This is a genomic window from Qipengyuania sp. RANM35 (genome assembly GCF_041021145.2).
GTDB classification, from domain to species: domain Bacteria; phylum Pseudomonadota; class Alphaproteobacteria; order Sphingomonadales; family Sphingomonadaceae; genus Qipengyuania; species Qipengyuania soli.
On the sequence record NZ_CM196433.1, the window covers coordinates 1,132,304 to 1,154,061 of the forward strand.

At 61.7% G+C, this 21,758-nt stretch carries 23 protein-coding genes and 1 tRNA gene; 11 read left to right on the plus strand and 13 right to left on the minus strand.

The genetic code is table 11. The features are described from left to right. Positions 1–202: 202 nt before the first annotated feature. Both gyrA and RAM60_RS05735 read left to right on the plus strand, forming a co-directional pair. Positions 203–3,034: a DNA gyrase subunit A gene (gyrA, locus tag RAM60_RS05730; protein ID WP_369025208.1), complete on the plus strand. Its 2,832-nt coding sequence runs from the start codon at positions 203–205 to the stop codon at positions 3,032–3,034. Beyond that, complete coding sequence (locus RAM60_RS05735; RefSeq protein ID WP_369025207.1) at positions 3,031–3,873, plus strand: TauD/TfdA dioxygenase family protein; 843 nt, start codon at positions 3,031–3,033, stop codon at positions 3,871–3,873. The genes gyrA and RAM60_RS05735 overlap by 4 nt, the downstream gene beginning before the upstream one ends. Here the strand turns inward: RAM60_RS05735 and RAM60_RS05740 are convergent. Next, positions 3,870–4,535, minus strand: coding sequence for a lysoplasmalogenase family protein (locus RAM60_RS05740; RefSeq protein ID WP_369025206.1), 666 nt, complete (start codon positions 4,533–4,535; stop codon positions 3,870–3,872). The two genes, RAM60_RS05735 and RAM60_RS05740, sit on opposite strands and share 4 nt — an antisense overlap. 66 nt (positions 4,536–4,601) lie before the next feature. Here RAM60_RS05740 and trmFO point away from each other — a divergent pair, with 66 nt between their 5' ends. Continuing rightward, positions 4,602–5,969 (plus strand): methylenetetrahydrofolate--tRNA-(uracil(54)-C(5))-methyltransferase (FADH(2)-oxidizing) TrmFO, encoded by a 1,368-nt coding sequence (gene trmFO, locus RAM60_RS05745; protein ID WP_369025205.1) that lies wholly within the window; start codon positions 4,602–4,604, stop codon positions 5,967–5,969. Here trmFO and RAM60_RS05750 read toward each other — a convergent pair whose 3' ends face one another. The 5 genes from RAM60_RS05750 to RAM60_RS05770 are packed head-to-tail and all read right to left on the minus strand — an operon-like array spanning position 5,970 to position 9,294. Then, positions 5,970–6,428, minus strand: a complete 459-nt coding sequence (locus RAM60_RS05750; RefSeq protein WP_200983843.1) for an EF-hand domain-containing protein — start codon at positions 6,426–6,428, stop codon at positions 5,970–5,972. Between the two features lie 33 nt (positions 6,429–6,461). Beyond that, the gene (locus tag RAM60_RS05755; RefSeq protein WP_369025204.1) at positions 6,462–7,124 is read right to left on the minus strand and encodes a hypothetical protein; all 663 of its coding nucleotides are present in this window, start codon (positions 7,122–7,124) and stop codon (positions 6,462–6,464) included. A gap of 48 nt (positions 7,125–7,172) precedes the next feature. Next, the gene (locus tag RAM60_RS05760) at positions 7,173–7,577 is read right to left on the minus strand and encodes a TadE/TadG family type IV pilus assembly protein (protein ID WP_369025203.1); all 405 of its coding nucleotides are present in this window, start codon (positions 7,575–7,577) and stop codon (positions 7,173–7,175) included. Then, positions 7,574–8,035, minus strand: coding sequence for a TadE/TadG family type IV pilus assembly protein (locus tag RAM60_RS05765; protein WP_369025202.1), 462 nt, complete (start codon positions 8,033–8,035; stop codon positions 7,574–7,576). Before RAM60_RS05765 ends, RAM60_RS05760 begins: the two co-directional genes overlap by 4 nt. Next, positions 8,032–9,294 (minus strand): pilus assembly protein TadG-related protein, encoded by a 1,263-nt coding sequence (locus RAM60_RS05770; RefSeq protein WP_369025201.1) that lies wholly within the window; start codon positions 9,292–9,294, stop codon positions 8,032–8,034. Before RAM60_RS05770 ends, RAM60_RS05765 begins: the two co-directional genes overlap by 4 nt. Positions 9,295–9,629: 335 nt before the next feature. Here RAM60_RS05770 and RAM60_RS05775 point away from each other — a divergent pair, with 335 nt between their 5' ends. The 3 genes from RAM60_RS05775 to RAM60_RS05785 are packed head-to-tail and all read left to right on the plus strand — an operon-like array spanning position 9,630 to position 12,099. Beyond that, on the plus strand, positions 9,630–11,219 hold the full coding sequence (locus RAM60_RS05775) for a Tad domain-containing protein (RefSeq protein WP_510640329.1): 1,590 nt from the start codon (positions 9,630–9,632) through the stop codon (positions 11,217–11,219). Continuing rightward, the gene (locus RAM60_RS05780; RefSeq protein WP_369025199.1) at positions 11,216–11,668 is read left to right on the plus strand and encodes a TadE/TadG family type IV pilus assembly protein; all 453 of its coding nucleotides are present in this window, start codon (positions 11,216–11,218) and stop codon (positions 11,666–11,668) included. Before RAM60_RS05775 ends, RAM60_RS05780 begins: the two co-directional genes overlap by 4 nt. Beyond that, positions 11,668–12,099 (plus strand): TadE/TadG family type IV pilus assembly protein, encoded by a 432-nt coding sequence (locus RAM60_RS05785; protein WP_369025198.1) that lies wholly within the window; start codon positions 11,668–11,670, stop codon positions 12,097–12,099. Before RAM60_RS05780 ends, RAM60_RS05785 begins: the two co-directional genes overlap by 1 nt. A gap of 18 nt (positions 12,100–12,117) precedes the next feature. Here the strand turns inward: RAM60_RS05785 and RAM60_RS05790 are convergent, their stop codons facing one another. The 5 genes from RAM60_RS05790 to RAM60_RS05810 all read right to left on the minus strand — a co-directional run bounded on the left by RAM60_RS05790 (position 12,118) and on the right by RAM60_RS05810 (position 16,267). Beyond that, positions 12,118–13,497 carry a pyruvate dehydrogenase complex E1 component subunit beta gene (locus RAM60_RS05790; protein ID WP_369025197.1) on the minus strand — a complete coding sequence of 460 codons (1,380 nt, stop codon included), beginning with the start codon at positions 13,495–13,497 and terminating at the stop codon, positions 12,118–12,120. A gap of 3 nt (positions 13,498–13,500) precedes the next feature. Further along, positions 13,501–14,589 carry a pyruvate dehydrogenase (acetyl-transferring) E1 component subunit alpha gene (gene pdhA, locus RAM60_RS05795; protein ID WP_369025196.1) on the minus strand — a complete coding sequence of 363 codons (1,089 nt, stop codon included), beginning with the start codon at positions 14,587–14,589 and terminating at the stop codon, positions 13,501–13,503. Positions 14,590–14,717: 128 nt separating this feature from the next. Then, a complete protein-coding gene (locus RAM60_RS05800; RefSeq protein ID WP_246450018.1) occupies positions 14,718–15,014 on the minus strand; it encodes an FtsB family cell division protein in 297 nt (98 codons plus the stop codon). A gap of 96 nt (positions 15,015–15,110) precedes the next feature. Then, positions 15,111–15,746: a carboxymuconolactone decarboxylase family protein gene (locus RAM60_RS05805; protein WP_369025195.1), complete on the minus strand. Its 636-nt coding sequence runs from the start codon at positions 15,744–15,746 to the stop codon at positions 15,111–15,113. Then, positions 15,746–16,267, minus strand: a complete 522-nt coding sequence (locus RAM60_RS05810; protein WP_369025194.1) for a VOC family protein — start codon at positions 16,265–16,267, stop codon at positions 15,746–15,748. The genes RAM60_RS05805 and RAM60_RS05810 overlap by 1 nt, the downstream gene beginning before the upstream one ends. 153 nt (positions 16,268–16,420) lie before the next feature. Between RAM60_RS05810 and hppD the strand changes: the two genes are divergently transcribed. From hppD to RAM60_RS05835, 5 genes are all read left to right on the plus strand, one after another. After that, positions 16,421–17,524 (plus strand): 4-hydroxyphenylpyruvate dioxygenase, encoded by a 1,104-nt coding sequence (hppD, locus tag RAM60_RS05815; protein ID WP_369025193.1) that lies wholly within the window; start codon positions 16,421–16,423, stop codon positions 17,522–17,524. Continuing rightward, positions 17,521–18,078: a VOC family protein gene (locus RAM60_RS05820; protein WP_369025192.1), complete on the plus strand. Its 558-nt coding sequence runs from the start codon at positions 17,521–17,523 to the stop codon at positions 18,076–18,078. The genes hppD and RAM60_RS05820 overlap by 4 nt, the downstream gene beginning before the upstream one ends. An 81-nt stretch (positions 18,079–18,159) precedes the next feature. Next, positions 18,160–19,038, plus strand: a complete 879-nt coding sequence (locus RAM60_RS05825; protein WP_369025191.1) for a mechanosensitive ion channel family protein — start codon at positions 18,160–18,162, stop codon at positions 19,036–19,038. A gap of 45 nt (positions 19,039–19,083) precedes the next feature. Beyond that, positions 19,084–19,998, plus strand: a complete 915-nt coding sequence (locus RAM60_RS05830) for a haloalkane dehalogenase (protein WP_369025190.1) — start codon at positions 19,084–19,086, stop codon at positions 19,996–19,998. Further along, on the plus strand, positions 19,995–21,173 hold the full coding sequence (locus tag RAM60_RS05835; RefSeq protein ID WP_369025189.1) for an MFS transporter: 1,179 nt from the start codon (positions 19,995–19,997) through the stop codon (positions 21,171–21,173). Before RAM60_RS05830 ends, RAM60_RS05835 begins: the two co-directional genes overlap by 4 nt. 10 nt (positions 21,174–21,183) lie before the next feature. Here the strand turns inward: RAM60_RS05835 and RAM60_RS05840 are convergent. Together RAM60_RS05840 and RAM60_RS05845 are read right to left on the minus strand one after the other, a co-directional pair. Further along, a tRNA-Arg gene (locus tag RAM60_RS05840) sits at positions 21,184–21,260 on the minus strand. A gap of 37 nt (positions 21,261–21,297) precedes the next feature. Continuing rightward, positions 21,298–21,750, minus strand: coding sequence for a DUF1178 family protein (locus RAM60_RS05845; RefSeq protein WP_369025188.1), 453 nt, complete (start codon positions 21,748–21,750; stop codon positions 21,298–21,300). Positions 21,751–21,758 lie beyond the last annotated feature (8 nt).

The window sequence follows — 21,758 nt, forward strand, 5'->3', positions numbered from 1 at the left end:
TCTACGCAAATGCGGCTGAATGCGCATTGAATGCGACCTGTGCCCGCCGTTCAGGGTTTCCATGGGCGCACAGACCACCCATATGTGGAAAAAGCGCTCGATACGGCGCTTCGTTCCCCCCGCTCGGTGGCGCTTTGACGCCCTCTCGCCTAAGTTCGGGCACCTCAGAACATAAGCAGTTCGCAGTACGGAAAACAGCGTTTTGTCAGACGATACCGAAGTCCTGAACCCTCCCGCCTTCGATGGCGGCGAATATACCCGCATCGACATCGTCGATGAGATGAAGACGAGCTACCTCGATTACGCGATGAGCGTGATCGTCAGCCGTGCGCTTCCAGATGTGCGCGACGGGTTGAAGCCGGTTCATCGGCGCATCCTCTTCGCCAGCCAGGAAGGCGGATTCGTCGCCGGGCGCCCCTATCGCAAGAGCGCCAAGATCGTCGGCGACGTGATGGGCAACTACCACCCCCACGGTGACGCGGCGATCTATGATGCTCTCGCCCGCATGACGCAGGACTGGTCGCTCCGCGTCCCGCTGATCGACGGTCAGGGCAACTTCGGTTCGATGGACCCCGATCCGCCGGCTTCGATGCGCTATACCGAAGCCCGCCTTGCACGCGTCGCCAACGCACTGCTCGACGATCTCGACAAGGACACGGTCGACTTCACCGACAACTATGACGGTTCGCGGCAGGAGCCCACGGTCCTCCCTGCCCGGTTCCCCAACCTGCTGGTCAACGGCGCAGGCGGCATCGCGGTCGGCATGGCGACCAACATCCCGCCGCACAATCTCGGCGAAGTCATCGACGGCTGCTTCGCATTCATGGACAACCCCGCGATCACTAGCGAGGAACTGTTCGAGATCATCCCGGGTCCGGATTTCCCGACCGCACCGCTGATCCTAGGCAAGTCCGGTTCGCGAGCGGCCTACACTACCGGGCGCGGCTCCATCCTGATGCGTGCACGCCACGAATTCGAGACCGGCCGCAATGACCGCCGGTCGATCGTCCTTACCTCGATTCCCTACCAGGTCGGCAAGAGCTCGCTGGTCGAGAAGATTGCCGAGGCGGCGAAGGACAAGCGGATCGAGGGTATTTCCGACATTCGTGACGAATCCTCGCGTGAAGGTGTTCGCGTCGTTGTAGACCTGAAGCGGGATGCCTCGCCCGAGGTCGTGCTCAACCAGATCTGGCGCTACACCCCGGCGCAGGCGAGCTTCCCCGCGAACATGCTCGCCATCCGTGGCGGCCGCCCCGAAACCCTGACCCTGCGCGAGTTCATCCAGGCCTTCATCGGTTTCCGCGAAGAGGTGATCACCCGCCGGACCAAGTTCGAACTGAACAAGGCACGCGAACGGGCGCACATCTTGCTCGGCCTCGTGGTCGCGGTTTCGAACCTCGACGAGGTCGTGGCGATGATCCGCGGTTCGTCGAACCCCGCCGACGCCCGCGCCAAGCTGCTCGCCAAGGAATGGCCGATCGGCGACATCGCCCAGTACATTGCGCTGGTCGAGGCCATCGAACCGACCGAGGACGAACACGGCGGCACCTACCGCCTCTCCGAACGGCAGGTTAAGGCGATCCTCGACCTGCGCCTGCATCGCCTGACCGCGCTGGGTCGCGACGAGATCGGCGACGAGCTCAAGGAGCTCAGCATCGCGATCGAGGAATACCTCTCGATCCTCGCCGACCGCGTGAAGCTCTACGGCGTCATGCGCGAGGAACTGCAGGAAATCCGCGCCAACTACGCGACCCCGCGTGTCTCCGAAATCGCTCCCGCCTGGGACGGCCTCGAGGACGAGGACCTGATCGAGCGCGAGGACATGGTCGTGACCGTGACCCATGGCGGCTACATCAAGCGCACTCCGCTCGACGCCTTCCGTGCGCAGAACCGCGGCGGCAAGGGCCGCAGCGGCATGGCGACGAAGGACGAGGATGCCGTCGTCGAGATGTTCGTCACCTCAACGCACAACCCGGTGCTGTTCTTCACCAACACCGGTCGCGTATATCGCATGAAGGTATGGAAACTGCCCGAGGGCGGACCCACGACCAAGGGGCGTCCGATGGTCAACCTCTTGCCGCTCGGTGACGAGGAGCGAGTGACGAACGTCCTGCCCCTGCCCGAAGACGAAAACGAGTGGAGCAATCTCAACATCGTTTTCGCGACGGAACAGGGCATGGTCCGCCGCAACTCGATGGATGCCTTCACCAACGTGCCTTCGAACGGGAAGTACGCGATGGGCTTCGTCGAAGGCAGCGGTGACCGTCTGATCGGGGTCGAACTGCTGACCGAGGAGCAGGAGATTTTCCTGGCTTCGGATGCGGGCAAGGCGATCCGTTTCTCCGCCACCGACGCGCGCGAGACCAAGAGCCGCACCGGCATCGGCGTGCGCGGCATGAAGCTGAAGGACGGGCAGAAGGTCGTCTCGATGGCGGTGCTCGATGCCGGCGAATGGACGACGGAGCAGCGCGATGCCTATCTTCGCGCCGCGCCGTGGAAGGACAACGACGCAGAGGCCGCTCTCGACGATGAGACAGTTGCCCGGATGGCAGAAGGCGAGGAATTCGTCCTCACCATTACCGCCAATGGCTACGGCAAGATTTCGTCCGCTTACGAATACCGGACAATCGGCCGCGGCGGCCAGGGTCTCACCAATATCGGTACTCCCGAGAGCAATCCCGAGCGCAACGGTCCGGTGGTCGCCAGCTTCCCGGTCAAGCATGGCTCGCAGCTGATGCTCGTCACCGATCAGGCCAAGCTGATCCGCTTGCCGATCGACTTCCGCCACATGCTGGAAGGCGAGGATCCGGGCGGTTTCCGTATCATCGGCCGCGGTTCCGCAGGCATCCGCATCTTCAATGTCGCTGCGGGCGAGCATGTCGTCGGCGCGGCGCTGATCGACGAGACCGAGGAGCCGGAGAACGCTGCCGAGGAGGCAGTGGCCGAGGAAATGGCAGACCTTGCCGCCAAGGACACAGAGCCTTACACCACTGCGCACTCGGACAAGAATATCGAAGGCGAACCCGGCGGATGACGATAAAGGTCGAGCCCAGTGGACGGGCGTGCGGCGCACGCGTGTCCGGGCTCGACCTTTCTCAGACCCTGACGCCCGATCAGGTACGCGAAATCCGCGCCATGTGGCTGGAACACAAGGTGCTGGCATTCGCCGAGCAGTCGCTCGACGATGACGATCTCGAGACCTTCACCAAGCTGATGGGCGGGTTTGGAGAGGACCCGTTCTTTGCGCCCATCGAGGGCCGCCGCAACATCGCAGCTATCCTGCGCGAAGCGGATGAGACGACCCCGCTCTTTGCCGAGAACTGGCACAGCGACTGGAGTTTCCTCGAACGTCCCCCTGCGGGGACATGCTTGCTGGCGATCGACATTCCGCCGACGGGCGGTGACACGCTGTTCGCAGACCAGGGCGCGGCATTTGCCGCCCTGCCCGAGGATCGCAAGGACTACCTGCGCTCGCTTACGGCGATTCACAGCGCCAAGCTGGCCTATGCCCCGGACGGAACTTACGGGGAGAAAGACAAGGGCCGCTCGATGGCCATTCGCCCGGGCGAAAGTGCCCGCGAGACCCGAACCCACCCGCTGGTCCAGCGTCACCCCGAAACCGGTGAGGAGTGCCTCTACTCCACGCTAGGCTATATCGTCGGGATCGAGGGGATGGACGATACCGAGGCATTCCCATTCCTCGCCGAACTTGCCGCATGGCAGTCACGAGAGGAGTTCGTCTATCGCCATCGCTGGGAGTCTGACATGCTGGTCATGTGGGACAACCGGGCTGTCCTGCACAAGGCAACCGGGGGCTATGAAGGCCACCGGCGCGAGCTGCACCGCACTACCATCGCCGCCTTCGCCGGCTAGGGGCGGTTACGGTCCCTGCGCAGGGTCTGGATCACACCCGTCGCGATGAGGAACTGGCCCGAGTAGTAGATCGGCCAGACGAGCCAATCGGCTACAGGCTTCATCGCTGGTACCCCCATGCGAGCGAAAATGAGCCAGTCCGAGATAACGAACAGCACTGCGCCGATCCCGACCCGATAACGCGGAAACCGGCTCGCCCATGCCGTCGCCGCCATGATCCCCAGACCCACCGAGTAGAGCAGGACAAGAGGCTCGCGGGTAAGAAGCCACGATATCAGCGGGGTCGCGACAAGGAGAGCGACGGCAGCCCCGATCTGGCTCCTGCGATAAGCCTTGCGTCGATGCTGGAGGTAGAAAACGCTGGCGACGAAGTGCCCTGCCAGGAAGAAACCTGCTCCTACCTCGAAGAACAGGTCGAGCAGGGCATCACCCAGTGCGCCGAGCAACATGACCAGCGATATCACCTTCGCATCGCGCTCCGGGTGACGAACCCATGCATATACGGCGAGGAAACCTACGCCGGCTCCCTTGATCAGCGCTAGATACAGCTCGGGCACCGGCGCGAGCGGCAGCCAGTCCCTGGTTACGAAATAGAATGCCAGCGAAGCTGTCAGGCTCGCCAGCAGCCACGGACGATGTTCGGCAAGTGCGCGCTTGGGCATGGAACTCCCCTCTTGGCGAGCGCTAGGGCTTGATGGGCCAACCATGCAAGCCTAACTGCGCCGCCAATGACCCACGATATCCACATTATCGGCGGCGGCCTCGCCGGAAGCGAAGCGGCCTGGCAGCTGGCCCAGCGCGGCTTCCGCGTGCGCCTGTCCGAAATGCGCGGATCGGGCGACATGACGCCTGCCCACCAGACCGACGGCCTCGCAGAACTGGTGTGCTCGAACAGCTTCCGGTCCGACGACAGCGACAAAAACGCGGTTGGTCTGTTGCATTACGAGATGCGCCAGCTCGACAGCCTGGTCATGCGTGCCGGTGAGATTGCTCGCGTCCCCGCAGGCAGCGCGATGGCTGTGGATCGCGATGTCTTCTCGGAAGAGGTGCAGCGTACGTTGGAGAGCCATCCCAATGTCACGGTCGTACGCGAGCGGATCGATGCCCTTCCCGCCTCCGGTCCCACCATCGTCGCAACCGGCCCTCTTACCGCTCAGTCGCTCGCCGAGAGCATCGTTGCAGCGACCGGGCAGGACCGCCTCGCCTTTTTCGATGCCATCGCCCCCATCATCCATCGCGACAGCATCGACATGTCGAAATGTTGGATCCAGTCCCGCTGGAACAAGCGCACCGAGGCCTCGAACGAGGGCGGCGATTACATCAACTGCCCGATGACCCAGGAGCAGTATCTCGCATTCCACCAAGGCTTAATGGATGGTGAGAAGACCGAATTCCGCGAGTGGGAGCAGGACACGCCCTATTTCGACGGGTGCATGCCGATCGAGGTGATGGCTGCGCGCGGGGTCGAAACCTTGCGCTACGGCCCGATGAAGGGCGTCGGGCTCGACAACCCCTTCGACACCTCTGACGAATTCCCGCAAGGCCGCTGGCCCTATGCAGTCGTCCAGCTGCGGCAGGACAACAAGCTTGGCACGCTGTGGAACATGGTCGGCTTCCAGACGAAGCTCAAATATGCGGCGCAGGTCGAGCTTTTCCGCACCATCCCCGGCCTCGAGAATGCCGAGTTCGCACGGCTTGGCGGCCTCCACCGCAACACCTTCCTCAATTCACCCATGGTGCTCGATCGCCAGCTGCGCCTGCGCAATGCGCCGCATATCCGCTTCGCCGGGCAGGTCACTGGCTGCGAGGGCTATGTGGAAAGCTCTGCCGTCGGGCTGATGGCGGGCATGATGGCCGCAGCCGAACTCGCCGGACGCGAGTGGAGCGCCCCGCCCCGCACCACCGCTTTTGGCGCGCTGCTGGCACACATCACTGGGGATGCGGAGGCGGAGACCTACCAGCCCATGAACGTCAATTTCGGCCTGTTCCCGCCGCTCCACGATGTGGGCAAGAAGGTGCGCAAGGAAGCCTATACTGGCCGCGCCAAGGCCGACCTCAGGGACTGGATCGCCAGCAGCGCGCTGGTTGACGCCTGATCAGCAGGCGCACTTCCGCTTCTTTACCGGCTTCGGCTTCGTTGTCGCAAACTCGGCCGGCGTTAGCTGGTTGTCTTTGTCGGCGTCGGCGCCCTCGAATTTGTCTACAGTCGCCACTGCCCATTCTTCGAAATCGAGCAGGTTATTGCCGTCCTTGTCGAGCTTGCGGAAAGCATCGCTGCGCGTCGAGAGCATTTCCACTCGGCTGACCCGCCAGTCGCGATTTCGGTCATAGCGGAAGAAGCGTTGCTGTTCCCTGGTCAGCTCGCTTGCTTCGGGCGGCTCGGGACCGAGCATGTTACCAGGATCGCTTTCGGGAACTTCGGGGAGCGGTTCCGTAGCCGGTGCGGCCAACGGCGGCGGTGCAGCTTGCTCGACCTGCGCTCTTCCTTGCCACCAGAACATTCCCAAGCCGCCGAGCGCAAGCGTGGCGAAGCTCCCCAATACGACACCTCTCACGCGCGCCCCCAATTTCCGAATGACTGCAACGCCTTAGCGCCCCAACACTATCGAACGCAACGCTGTGAGTGCGGCTCCCCTGTCGGACAGGAGCGGGCCGCCCCCGCGCTTGAGCGACCGGCCGGCAAGTGCCTGAAGGATCGCCAGCCCACGCAGTCTGCTAGGAAGGCGACGGCCCTGCGCCGGCACCGTCCCGGCAATTGCAACGAGAGCGGCGCGATCGCTCGCACCGCGCACCCCTGCGGCCAGATCGGCAATCGACCAAAGTCGCGCTGCGCGGCGGATTTCCGGCTCGAAATCGGCGGAAACCTGCGTGTGCCCGGCGTAGGTTAGCCAAGCCTTCTCACGACCTTCGAGAAGCGGATTAATGGAGGACTCGTCGAGCCTCTCCGCCAGAAGGAATGCCTCCCACCCGTCGACCAGGCAGGCAAGTTCGGCAGAGGCTGCACCAAAGGCGGTCCCGATATCATTGACCAGCGGATTGCCTGTCGGACGTTCATGGAGGGGAGCGGAAATAGCATCGCGCCACCAGGCGAGCCGCAACTGGCCGACGATTGCCTCGCTCGCCTGTGCAACGGCGCGGCCGAGGTTGCGATCGAGCTCGAACATCGCCTTCAACGCCGCCCGATCGTCGGGCCTGGAGTGGGCGATTGCCAGTTCGAGTTCAGGAGGAAGTGGGCTCTCGGCAGCGTTCATGCCGCGCTTATGGCGCAAGCATGCACACATTCAAGCTCGGGCGAAGGATCACTCCTGGAAGTAGGCGCGACGAGTCGAGCGAACCGGCAGCGAGCCAAGGTTCACGAACACGAGGTTCACCTTGTAGCTGCCCGTACCCACCAGCTCGACGTACTTGCGACCGTCCGTCGATGTTCCCCGCGTCAGGGTGACTGCGGCTGAACCGAATTTCTTGGCGGTCAGGAGATTGCTCTCGAACTTCGTTGAAAGCTCGGCATCGCTCGGTTGCGGATAGAGAATGGCTGCGCGAGCCGTCTCGTCGATCGCCGTGGTCATCGAGTTCTTGAAATAGAGGTAGATGCCCATGTTGAGGGCGCCGAGCAGCATGACCAGCGCGACCGGGATCGCGAGACCGAACTCGACGGCGGCGGCACCCTTCCGGTCGCCAACAAGGTTGCGCAGCAGCCCCCTCACTGGGTCTGCACCGTGACGTGGCCCGTGTAATCGAACGACTTCACGTAGTTCGCGTACCCCGGGATGTTCAGGATCGGTGTGTATGTGTCCTTGACCTCGATCTTGACGAACTTGGTCACTACTGCGGTAGCCTTGTTGCAGATGCCGAGGGTCTGGTTCGCCTTGGAAGAGTCGCATTCGATCCATGACGTGACCGTAATCTTGTTGGCCGGAAGTCCCGTCGCCAGGACCATTTCGGCCTTGATGACCGGATCGAGCGGGACGGATTCCATCTTCGCGTAGATGTAGTCCGCGCCGACCTGGGCATATTGCTGCATTTTCATGCGGTGCATGAAGCCCATGGTCGCATCGACCGAAGCGAGGGCCATCGTCAGCAGGATCGGCGTCGCGAAGGCGAGCTCGAGCGTCGCGTTACCGCGTGTCTCGCTCGCCAGTCGCTTTGCAATCCTCGAAATCACTGACGCATCCTCAAGAACTTGTCGCCGGTGAAGGACACCACGCCGCGACCCGACGGGCAGCTGTTCGACACCGAGGTGTTCCCACTAAAGGAGATGTATTGAGAAATGATTTGCAGGCAGTCGGTCGTCATGCCGCTGTTGCCGGTGAAGGTCACGCGGGTGCTCGGGGCATAGATCGCACCGTCGAACTGCGACTTGGAATCTCCGGTCACAGCGAAGCCGCCGTTGGTTCCGTTGCCGAGCGGCGTGCGGCTGTCCTGGTGGATCAGGATACCAGCATACGAGCCAGAGGACGGAGCGGTAAGCTGGAGGTTCGAAGTGCCCTGTGCGCTGAAGGTGCCGATCTTCGAACTGTTGAACACCGCATCCGTGTTGGTGAAGACCAGTGTCACGCCGTTGCCGATCACAGTCGCATTGCCGCCGACGCTGAGGCCTTTTTCGCCGAGGTAGTACGTGCCGGGATTGAGGGTAAGCTTGGCGTTGGCCTGGATCTGGATTCCCTTGTAGCAACCGGGGCTCAGGGTATTGTTGTTGCCCGAGATCAAAGGCCAGTTGCTGCAGACCTGGTTAGGGTTGGACACCAGATTGGCGAAAGGATCGGCCGATGCGGCGACGCCGTTATTGATCGCCGTGTCGGACGTGATGCTGTTACCCTGATTGACTGTACCGACTGCAGAAAGCGCACCGGCCTTGATGGTGTCCGAAGAAGTCGCATCAAAGTTTGAGTTCGACTGCAGGCCGCAGTTCATGTTGACCGAGGCAGAACCCGTGATGCTCAGCGCCGAACCGGAGTTCGCCAGGGCGATCATGCAGTTCACCACTTCGCTCGACGCCTGTGCGACAGCTTCGACGCTGATGGTCGGAGTGGTCTTCAGGAACATGCTCGAGAAGGGTAGCTTCTGCTTGGTCGACAGGACGATGCGAACCATGCCCTTCTGACCGGCAAACTTGCCGGTGGTCGGGGGCGTTTCGATGGCATTGATCGTGTAGGCGCGCTGGTTGTTGTAGCCCAGAACCTTGCGGACGGCGGTGTCGACGGCCGCGGCGTTACCACCGGCCTTGAGCGAGTTTGCGCCCGCGATCGCACCGGCATCGGCGGCGCTGCGAAGTTCGCGCTTCCAGGTGATCCACTGCGCACCATCGACGGCAAGACCGACGGTCCCCACCAGCGGCACCATGGAAAGCCCCATGAGGGTCATGACATTGCCCTGCGTGCTCTTGCGAAGGCTGCGCAGGAAGGTCTTGGCACTCTCGAACATTATTGGTCATCCTTTCGACCGGCTCGACCTACTTATGCCACGGACGCCTTGGAAAATGCTGAAAGAGGACGGTTAAATCCGGCTGAAATTTCCGCCCGCTTATCCGCTCAAGCCATTGAATTTACGCCATTCTCGCTCGGTAACGAAGGTCTTAATTTCCGGAACCCGGTAATTGGTAATGACTGAAATGCGAAAGACGCCAGGCAGCCCTTCGAGCTAGAGGTCCAACTCTTCCTCAGGGTCTTCCGAGGCAGTCATTAACCTCGATTTTACCCTGTCGAACTAGGTGTTTGCTCCGAAATCCCGGAACCGGAACGGGACAACGTGGGGCTATTATGATCGACATTCGCTTGCGCCGCTTGATGCGAGCACTTCGCGCAGACGTCAGCGGCAATGCCCTGATGCTTACTGCCATGGGCGCACCCGTCATTTTCGGTGGCGCAGGTCTGGGGGTCGATCTGGCCCAGTACTACATGTTCAAGCGCGAGCTTCAGTACGCAGTCGACCAGGCAGCGGTCGCCGGGGCATGGGCGCGAGGCAATGGCGACAAGGGCGTCTACTACAAGACGCGCGCGTTGCAGGAATTCAGTGCCAATCTGTCGACCACCTCAGGCTACTCCCCTACCCTTACCTACGACATCCAGGATTACGGGGACGACAAGCAGAACAGCGTGGTTGTGACTGCGAAGATCACCACGAACTTGCCCTTCAGCAAGCTTCTGATCGGTTCTGCAACGGACGTCGCGGTCAAGGCGCAAGCCTCGTTCGAAGAGCTCGAGGAATACAACCCGTGCCTCTACGCGCTCAACACCACGGCCAATTCCGCGCTCTGGTTCAATGGCGATCCGACAGTCGATGCGAAATGCGGCGTCGGAGCACGGTCGACCTCCGCGACCTCGGTTCGCACCAATGGAGGTAGCGGCCCGCAGGACATCAATTTCGCGATTTCCGGCGGCAGCATCAGTGACGGTTCCGGAGCGTTCGAGAACGCCGCCGTGGTTGAGAACCTCGAAGACCTGATCGATCCGTTCGAGGGGATCACGCCCCCTGACAACTCCACGCCGCGAACGCTGTCGTGCGGATATTCGACGGGCAAGTGGACGGCCGACGAAAAGGCCACCAAGTACGCCACCTACAAGTACTACAAGGGCCAGACCGAGGCCAAGGCCGTCAAGGCCGGTGTCTACACCTACTCGGGTGCCCAGGCCCCGACGACGACGATCACGACCACCTTGTCGATGACTTTCACGAGTCAGCCGGTCGACTACACTTCCGACCTCAAGGTAGTCGGTCCCTACAAGAAGACGGGCAACGGTCCGGACACGATCTGGGAGGAGGAATCCTCCACGACCAAGTACGAATATTCGAACATCGTGCAGGAGACGGCAGCTGCGGGAGCCATGCAGCCCGGCACCTACACCGACTTCGAGATCAGCTGCGATACTGTGCTGTCGAGCGGGATCTATGTGATCAATGGCGGCAAGTTCAAACTCAACGCCGGCAACAAGCTGATCGGCAGCGGCGTTCTCTTCGTCCTCAAGGGCGGAGCCGAACTGCAGATCAATGGCGGCGCCGAAGTCAGCCTTTCGCCCATGTCTTCGACCGAGATGGTAGCCGCAGGGGTCGACTCGGAAACGGCCACCAAGATTGCCGGCATGCTGATCTTCGAAGATCCAAGTTCGGCCGGTTCGGCCAAGAGCAAGATCAACGGCGGCGCGAATTTCGAACTGAACGGCATTGTCTACATGCCGCGCAGCGACGTGCAGCTGGCTGGCCATATGCGCGCCAGCAGCCAGTGCCTCATGCTCATGTCGAATACGATCCAGATCAGCGGTACCGCCGACCTGACGACCCTTTGTCCAGTCGGGAAGGAACCCGATGTGGTGGTAGGCGGTGGCGGAACGCGCGTGAGGCTGGTGTCGTGATCGCCGCCCTCATCCGACTGCTGCGGAGCGATCGCGGCACTGTGGTCATCGAAACGGCTATTGTCCTGCCGGTCCTGGCCATCCTGATCCTCGGCGGCTTCGAGGTCAGCCGCATCGTGGCGCGCAACAGTGAGCTTCAATCGGCTGCCGCGGAAGCTGCGGCCGTGGTGCTGGCCAACCCGCCCGGAGACGCGTCGGAGAAAGCCAAGATCGAGGCAATCGTGGAAAGCTCTGCAGGCCTGGCGACCAACAAGGTCACTCTTACGACACAGTATCGCTGCAACGCCAGCACGACGCTGGTTTCGGCGAGCACGGCTTGCGGCACCAACGACGAGATCTCCGAGTATATCGAGATCCGCATGCTCGACAGCTACACGCCGATCTGGACCAGTTTCGGCGTCGGTCGCACGATCCAGTACGACATTACTCGAAGGGTACAGGTGTCGTGATGCGCGCTCTGTTTGCTCATCTCCGCCACGATGTCCGCGGCTCGACCGTGGTGGAGTTCGCCATTCTGGCGCCCCTCATATTCGGGATGATTTTCGGCGTGATCCAGGTCGGTTCTGCCATGCAGTCGTACAATGCCATGCGCGGCATTGCATCGGACACGGCCCGCTATGCGGTGATCGAATACCAGAAGAAGAACGAGGTGACCGACGCCGCGCTGGAAACCTATGCCAAGGGCATCGCGACCAAGGCACCCTACTTGCTGCAGTCGAGCTTCGCCGCCACGGTCACTCCAGTGGCTGCCTCGCGTGTCGATGGCACGTTCGAAAAGACGCTGGTCGTGACCTACACCCCGCCCAGCTACATGCCGATCATTCCGATCACTCCGCCCCAGCTCAAGTTCACCCGTTCGATCTTCGTCATCGACGAGTAGGCCGAGAGGCAGCGGCGATCAGTCGCGGTAGCAGACCTTCTTCGCCGCCTTCACGATGCGCGGCGTATCGATCAACGCCAGCTTTTCGAGATTTGCCGCATAGGGCAGCGGAACGTCCTCGTCGCAGACGCGGGTGACGGGTGCATCGAGGTGGTCGAAACCCTCCTCCATGCATATCGCAATCACTTCCGAAGCGATTGAGCAGGTCGGCCAGCCTTCTTCTGCAATGACGAGACGATTTGTCTTGGCCAACGAGGTCAGGATCGCTTCCTTGTCGAGCGGACGGAGGGTGCGAAGGTCGATGACCTCGGCGTCGATCCCCTCGCCCGCCAGCTGCTCGGCTGCTTCGAGCGCGAGGCCCACGGCAATCGAGTAGGCGACGATGGTCACGTCGGAACCTTCGCGCATGATGCGTGCCTTGCCGATCGGCAGGACGTAGTCGTCGATATCCGGCACATCGAAGCTGCGACCGTAGACGAGCTCGTTCTCGAGGAAGACGACGGGGTCTTCGCAACGGATCGCGGCCTTCATCAGGCCCTTGGCGTCGGCGGCGTCATAGGGCGCAATGACGATCAGGCCGGGAACGCTGGCGTACCAGGGGCCATAGTTCTGGCTGTGCTGTGCACCGACGCGGCTTGCCGCGCCGTTCGGGCCACGGAACACCACCGGACAGCGCATCTGGCCACCGGACATGTAGTTCGTCTTGGCTGCCGAGTTGATGATGTGGTCGATCGCCTGCATGGCAAAGTTGAAGGTCATGAACTCGACGATCGGACGTAGGCCACCCATGGCGGCACCGGTGCCGATGCCGGCAAAGCCGTATTCCGTGATCGGCGTGTCGATGACACGCTTGGGGCCGAACTCGTCGAGCAGGCCTTGCGTGACCTTGTAGGCACCTTGGTACTGGGCAACCTCCTCGCCCATCACGAAGACGCGCTCGTCACGGCGCATTTCCTCGGCCATGGCATCGCGAAGTGCTTCGCGCACGGTGACTGAGGTGAAGCTGGTGCCCTCGGGCACGTCGGGGTCCTTCACGTCGACCTTGCGAACCGGCTTCGTGATTTCGGCTTCGCTCGGCTCCCGGCCCACGTCCTTGCCCTCGCCCGGGATGTCTGCAGCTGGCGCGGCTTCGGGGGCGGAAGCGACGGCATCCTCTCCCTCACCCGAAATCATCGCGATAACGGTACCGACCTTCACGCCCTCGGTGCCCTCCGCGACGAGGATCTTGCCGAGCGTGCCTTCATCGACGGCTTCGAATTCCATGGTCGCCTTGTCGGTCTCGATTTCGGCGATGATGTCGCCGATGGCGATCTCGTCACCTTCGGACTTGAGCCACTTGGCCAGCGTGCCCTCTTCCATGGTGGGCGACAGTGCGGGCATCTTCAGTTCGATAGCCATGGCTCAATACTCCTCCACCAGAACATCGGTGTAGAGTTCGGCAGCCTCCGGCTCGGGCGAATTCTCGGCGAAGTCCGCCGCTTCGCTGACCACCTTGCGGATGTCCTTGTCGATCGCTTTCAAATCGTCCTCGCTGCTGCCCTGCTCGATCAGGGTCTTCTTCAGGCCCTCGATCGGGTCTTTGTGTTCGCGCACGTCCTGCACTTCCTCGCGGGTGCGGTACTTGGCCGGGTCGGACATGGAGTGGCCGCGATAACGGTAGGTCTCGCATTCCATCAGCACCGGGCCATTGCCCGCACGGACATGAGCAAATGCGATCTCGGCCGCCTGGCGCACTTCGAGCACGTCCATGCCGTTGACCTTCATGCCAGGAATGCGGAACGCGGTCCCGCGGCGATAGAACTCGGTCTCGGCAGAACTGCGCGTGACCGCCGTGCCCATGGCGTACTGGTTGTTCTCCACCACGAAGACGATCGGGAGCTTCCACAAGGCCGCCATGTTGAAGGTCTCGTAGACCTGGCCCTGGTTGGCCGCGCCGTCACCGAAATAGGCAAGGCACAGGCCACCGTCGCCGCTGTACTGGTGCGCCAAGGCAAGACCGCCACCCAGCGCAACCTGCGCGCCCACGATGCCGTGGCCGCCGTAGAACTTATGCTCGGTCGAGAACATGTGCATCGACCCGCCCTTGCCTTTCGAGATACCGGCTTCGCGACCGGTCAGCTCGGCCATGATGACCTTGGGATCGATGCCATAAGCGAGCATGTGACCATGGTCGCGATAGCCCGTGATAACGCTGTCGAGCTTCTCGGTCAGTGCCGACTGGAGACCCACAGCGACCGCTTCCTGGCCGATGTAGAGATGGCAGAAGCCACCGATGAGGCCGAGGCCGTAAAGCTGCCCTGCCCGTTCCTCGAAACGACGGATGAGGAGCATCTGCTCGTAGAAGTGGAGCATCTCCTCCTTGCTCGCGCCATAGCGACGGTCGTCTTCCAGCTTTTCCTGCAGCGAATGCAGGACGAAGTCCCTGCCTCCAACTGTGTCTTCAGCTGCTGACTTCGCGGCGGTCTTCTTGCTCCGGGGGGCTTTTGCCAAGACTTCGGATCCTTGTTCTTCCGGGGAGGAATATGCACGGGCCTATAGGCACAGCCCGCGCGCCCGCGCAACAACCGGCGAGCAATGCATACGAAAACCCTTACGGAAAGGACCGGTTTACGGGTGGATCAGTCTTCGAGCTTGATGACGACTTCGTCCGGGTGGACGACGTTCAACTGGCTACGGAGCAGCTCGCCGACCATGTCGGGATCGGCGTGATCGCGGTCGAGCAGTTCGACCTTGTTGGCCAGCGCATCACGTTCTTTCTCGAGCGCAGCAAGCTGGGCCTTGCGCTGGTCGAGAACGCGCAGGTTCTCGCTCCATGCCAGCAGGCCCGAAGGCCCCGCGATGGCAATCCCGCCCATGACGAGCAGTGCGGCAAGGGCTCCGTGTTGGGAGACCTTGGCTTTTCGTAATGCCATCATGGATTTGCCGCGCCGCATTGAGACACAGAATCACAATCCGGAGTCGCGCGCAAGTACCTTCGCGACAGGACGAGAGAATTATCCTCTACCGGACTGCTACCGACCGGTATCGAGGAAGTCCCGGGCCGAGAATTTCTCCGGTGCGGCGACCTCGACAATCGGGTCGTCGCGGTCGTCGAATTCGGTCCTCAGCGCTTTGCTCATCACTGCATGCATGTCGTAAAGGCAGGTGATGTAGGTGAGCTCGAGGATCTCGACGTCCGAGAATTCGGCCTTCAGTTCGGCAAACAGTGCGTCGGGCACCCTGCCCCTGTGGGTCACGAGCCTGTCGGCATATGCGAGAACGAGCCGTTCGCGTTTGTCGAAGAGATCGCTGGTTTGCCAGGTCGGCACGGCAGCGATCTTCTCATCGCTTACACCAAGTCCGCGTAAGCTCTTGCAATGCTGTGAGAACACGAATTGGCTGCCGACGGCATAGCCCGCCCAGGTCTGCCCCAGTTCCCGCAGGACCGGGTCGATCTGGCGAGCGGGATTACGGTAGTACCCGAAGCCCTGCGCCGCGTGCCGGAGGGTATCGGGCGAATTCGCAAAGACGGTCCACCAATCCCCCGGCGTGCCCGTGTCGGTGCCGGGATCGGTGACCGGATCGCGTTCGCCGAACAGCAGCTTGTAAAGCGGTAGCGCGACTTCGGCATCGGCCTCGTCGCGCGGGATCTCGCGCAGGCGGGGCATCAGGCGTCCACCGTCGCAGGCTCGTGGCGCACGTCCTCGGGCGTGAACTCCTTCGTGTAGGCGGCGAATTCCATCATTATCCCGTTGGGGTCGGTGAAATAGACCGAACGAACGAACACGCCATCGTGCATCTCCTGCGCAACGCCCATCTGGCTGTCGTCGTGATTCACAACCGCATGGGTATGGGGAATGCCGGCTGCCTGGAGCTTGTCGACGGCCGCTTCCAGCTCGCTTTCCTCCATGTCGAAGGCGATGTGGTTCATCGATCCGACCGCGGTTTTTGATTCATAGGGAAAGCTCTTGACCGAGGCGATGCCGGGGGCCGCTGGCGGTCCGTCCTTCCACCAGAAGAAGGCCACTGCAGCCCCACCTCCACAGTCGAAGAAGAAGTGCTGGCCACCGTCCGGCAACTGGACGGTCTTGACCAACGGCATGCCAAGTACGCCGGAATAGAATTCGACCGTTTCCTTCATATCGCGACAGACCAGCGCGATGTGATTGATGCCCTTCACCTTGAACATGACCTGCTCTCCTCTGGGCGAGAGGATGCCAAGCAACGGCTCGTCGTGCAATCGGAACCGTGCGCGTCATTTGCGGCTACCTTTCTTGACAGCAACCGGTTTCAGGTGTAACTATTTTCCAACGAAACCAATCCAGCATTCCAGAGGGTGACAATGGCTGATCTCTTCGACAATCCCATCGGACTCGACGGCTTCGAATTCGTCGAATTCTGCGCGCCGGAAAAAGGCGTGATCGAACCCGTGTTCCAGGCAATGGGCTTCACGCTGGTCGCCAAGCACCGTTCGAAGGATGTCGATCTTTGGCGCCAGGGCCAGATCAACCTCATCATCAACTACGAACCCAAGAGCGCCGCCTGGTATTTCGCCCGCGAACACGGCCCCTCTGCCTGTGGCATGGGTTTCCGCGTCCGTGACGCGCGAAAGGCCTATGCCGAACTGCTCGAACGCGGTGCGGAGCCCGTCGCGGTCCAGACCGGCCCGATGGAACTGCATATTCCCGCGATCCGCGGTATCGGTGGCGCCATCGTCTACCTGATCGACCGTTACGAGGACGCAGAAGGCAACGGCCTTTCGATCTACGACATCGATTTCGAATACCTCCCGGGCGTCGAGAAACACCCGGTCGGCGCCGGCTTCAACGTGATCGACCACCTGACGCACAACGTCTACAACGGGCGCATGAAATACTGGGCGGACTACTACGAGACGCTCTTCAACTTCCGCGAAATCCGCTTCTTCGACATCAAGGGCGAGTACACTGGCCTGACCTCAAAAGCGCTTACCGCCCCCGACGGCAAGATCCGGATCCCTCTCAACGAGGAAGGCGAAGGCGGCAAGGGCCAGATCGAGGAGTTCCTTCGCGAGTTCAACGGCGAGGGCATCCAGCACATCGCGCTGATCTGCGACGACCTCGTCGGCTGCTGGGACAACCTCAAGAAGCTGGGTGTTCCTTTCATGACCGCCCCGCCGGAAACCTATTACGAGATGCTGCCCGAGCGACTGCCCGAACACGGCGAGCCGGTCGACGAGCTCAAGATGCGCGGCATTCTCCTCGACGGCACGACCGAGGGCGGTTCCCCTCGCCTCCTCCTCCAGATCTTTGCCGAAGCACAGGTCGGTCCGGTGTTCTTCGAATTCATCCAGCGCAAGGGTGACGAGGGCTTCGGCGAAGGCAACTTCAAGGCACTGTTCGAGAGCATGGAACGCGACCAGATCAAGCGCGGTGTATTGAACGTGGAGAAGGAACCGGCGGAATGAGCGCGATCAAGCCATCCGGCATCCACCACGCTGCCTACCGCTGCAAGGATGCGAAAGAGACCGTCGATTGGTACGGCAAGGTCCTCGGCATGGAATACACCACCGCCTTTGCGGAGGATCATGTTCCCTCGACCGGGGCCTACGACCCCTACATGCATGTCTTTCTCGACGCGGGTAACGGCAACGTCCTCGCCTTTTTTGAGCTGCCCAATCAGCCCGAAATGGGCCGGGACGAAAACACGCCGCAATGGGTCCAGCACCTCGCCTTCCGCGTGGGCTCGGAAGAGGAACTGCTGGCCGCAAAAGAGCATGTCGAAAGCCTCGGCATCGACGTCCTCGGTCCGACGCACCACGGCATCTTCAAGTCGATCTATTTCTTCGACCCCAACGGCCACCGCGTCGAGCTGGCGACCGACATCGGTACTGACGAGCAGTATGCCGAGCTGAAGCGCGTCGCGCCGCTTATGCTGGACGAATGGAGCCGGACCAAGAAGGCTCCGCGTCATGCCGACTGGCTGCACGAGATCGCGCGCAAGGAACATGGTGTTGGATAACGACTGCTAAGGACTAGTCCTTAGTATTCCGGAACCCTTTCGCAGGCATTCCCGTTGCCCTGCAAAGGGAGTTTTGCACGCGTGAACTATATCGCCACCCTGCGCGACCAATTGCAGGAGATGGGGGAAGGCTTCGTCGAAAGCTTGCCCGCACTCGCTATTGCAGTCTTCGTCCTTTTCCTGACCTGGATTACGGCGCGCTTCGCCGTGCGCATCTCTGACATGCTGGTCGGACGGACCGACATCCGTGCCAGCCTCAAGACGCTTGTCGATACGCTGGTGCGCCTGTCGATCTGGGTTTTCGGCATCTTCGTCGCCGCAGTCGTAGTCATCCCCGAGCTTACCCCCGCCAGCCTGCTTGCTGGCCTAGGGATAGGTGCGGTGGCGATCGGCTTTGCGTTTCAGGACATTTTCGAGAATTTCCTTGCCGGCGTACTGATCATGGTGCGCGAGAAAATGCGCATCGGAGACGTGATCGAATGCGAAGGCATTGCTGGCAAGGTCGAACACATAAACATGCGCGAAACGCACGTCCGCAAGCTCTCGGGCGAGCTGACGATCGTACCGAATTCGATACTGTTCAAGAACCCGGTCAAGATCCTGACCGACGTCGACCAGCGCCGGCATGAGATCGTCGTCGGGGTCAGTTACGATACCAATCTCGACCATGCCGCCGACATCATCCGCCGTGCAGTGGAAGGCGTCGATGTGGTGCTTGCAAGCAAGGGGGTCGACATTTTTGCGCAGGAGTTCAACGCTAGCTCGGTAGACTTCCTGGTGCGGTGGTGGGCCGGATCGACACCGCGCTCGTGTTGGGAGAGCAAGGACAAGGTCGTCCGCGCTATCAAGTCGGCGCTCGACGAAGCGCACATCGAGATTCCCTTCCCCTACATCACCCACACTTTCAAAGAGACCGTGCCGGTCAGCCAACTGGGTGACATGCGCAAGAAGACCCCTTAGGGTTTCTTTTCGAGACTGGGTTGTCCGGTCGAGGGAGAAACGCCGATGGACATCCTTCGCACACCCGCCGATCGTTTCTCCGACCTGCCCGATTATCCCTTTGCCGAGCACTGGTTCGAGGTCGACCTTGGCAACGGGCTGACCGCGCGCCAGCACTATGTGGACGAGGGACCCAAGGAAGCGCCGCCCGTGTTGCTCTACCATGGGGAGCCGAGCTGGTCGTTTCTCTACCGCAAGATGATCCCGATCCTGGTCGACGCCGGTTTTCGTGTGCTCGCCCCCGACCTCATCGGCTTCGGCAAGAGCGACAAGCCGGACGACATTTCGTTCTACACCTATGCCCGCCACGTCGACTGGCTGAAACAATGGCGCAATGCCGTCGAGCCTCGCCCCGCCGCGCTGTTCTGCCAGGATTGGGGTAGCCTGCTGGGCCTGCGCATGGTGGGACAGGAGCCGGATCGCTTCACCTGCGTGGTTGCGAGCAACGCTGCCCTCCCCACCGGCGGCAAGGTCTCCGACGGGTTCACGGCATGGCGTGAATTTGCGCGCAGTTCTCCCGAGTTCGCGATCGGCGGAATCCTCCAAAGGGCGACAAAGACCGAGCTGAGCGAAGCAGAGGTTGCAGCCTATGATGCTCCCTTCCCCGATGAGCCAAGCAAGGCCGGAGCACGAGCCTTTCCGCAGCTCGTGCCGGTCGAGGACGGGATGGACGGAATTGCCGAGAATATGGAGGCGTGGAAGGGGCTCGAGGCATTCAGCGGTCCCTTCCTGACGCTGTTCGGCGAGGATGATCCGGTCCTGGGAGCGGGTGGCCCCATGCTGAGCAAGCGCATCAAGGGTGCCGAGGGTCAGCCGCACGCCATGCTGAGCCGGTGCGGGCATTTCAGCCAGGAGGACCGTCCCGTCGAACTAGCCCAAGGGATCATCGACATGGCCCGCAAGGCCGGCCATCTCGCTTGAACGAAGCCTCCCACCTCACCAAACAGCAGGAAATCGCCCTGGCAATTGCCTCGGGCGCGGTGGTGGCCAATGCCTATTACATTCACCCGATAATCGGCGAGGTCGCCGATCATTTCGGAGTGAGCCATGCACGCATCGGTCTGGTGCCGGCACTCAACCAGATCGCCCTTGCCCTCGGCATTTTCCTGCTTCTGCCGCTGGGCGATCGCTTGTCCAATCGCCGTCTCGCGACAATCTGCGTGACCGGGCAGACGCTGTCGATGGTCGCGATGACGTTGGCGCAGGACTTTGCACTGTTCGTCGCCGGATCGACGCTGCTCGGCTTCTTCACAATCACCCCTTACCTGCTGCCCGCCTATGCCTCGAAGCGAGTAGCGCCCGAAAGGCTCGGCCACGTCACAGCGCTGATCGCTTCAGGGGCTGTTCTCGGCATCTTGCTTGCACGGGTAGGGGCTGGCGTCATCGCAGAGCACTTCGGCTGGCATACAGTCTATTGGATTGCGACGGGTCTGATGGCTGCCGTCACGCTGATGCTTCCTCGCATTATGGAGGCCCGTGAGGCGGGAGCAGTCGCGCACGGGAGCTACCCGGCGCTGCTGAAGTCGGTCTTCCCCATAGTGCGGACGCACACCGAGGTTCTCTTGTCCGGCGCGATCCAGTCGCTCAATTTCGGGCAGTTCGTCGCCATGTGGCTCGGGCTGTCGCTTTACCTGACTTCGCCGGAGATGGGGTACGGCACCGACACGGTAGGATATCTCGCGGGTATCGCCGCGGTTAGCGTCTTCTCGACCCCACGCCTCGGCCGCTGGGCGGATCGTGTCGGACCACGCAAGGCGCGCTCCATGTTCGCGCTGCTGCAACTTTGCGGGATCTGCCTGCTGTGGCCCCTCGGCGGTTCGATTGCCACTCTCCTCCTGCCGTTATTCATCACCAATCTCGTTGGTCCCGGCATCGACGTAACCAGTCGGATGACCTTCCTCTCGCTCCAACCGGAAGTTCGAACCAGGCTAACCACTGCCTACGTTGTGCTGATGTTTTCGGGTGCAGGCCTCGCCAGTTTCGCGGGCACAGCAACATACGATCGCTTTGGGTGGACCGGTACGTGCCTACTGCTCGTGGGCATGTCCCTGCTGCTCAGCGCGTTGGCCAGCTATGCAAGGCGGCTTGGTCGATAGACCAAGGAAATGGTGCGCCCGACAGGATTCGAACCTGTGGCCCCCAGATTAGGAATCTGGTGCTCTATCCTGCTGAGCTACGGGCGCCCCCGGCCCCCTATAGCGGCTGGGAAAGCAGAAACAATCAGTTGAGTTCTTCGGGCGGCGCGACCGGGAACAGCAAGGGGGCGACGGCAATGCCTTCGGCCAGCATTTCCTCGGCCTCTTCCTTCGAAGCCTGGCCATGGATCGGCGCTTCGTCTGCTTCTCCATAGTGCATTGACCGCGCCTTTTCGGCGAAGTCCGCACCAACCCAAGTGGATTTTTCGAGCGCCTTCGCCTGCGCCTCGGCCAGGGCCTTCAGCGCCTGCTTCACCTCGGCCGGCATTTCCCCGCGTACCATCTGCGTCGATTGCTCGGCCCGGGTATTCCCCTTGGCGGGAACCGCAGGAGCCATGGGCGCCTTGTCTACCTGTGACGAACCGCATGCCGGGCAAGTGACCAGCCCCCGCTCCTGCTGGGAACTGTAATCGCCGGACGAGCCGAACCAGCCCTCGAAACGATGGCCTTCACTGCAGCAGAGGTCGAATACGATCATCGTGGCGC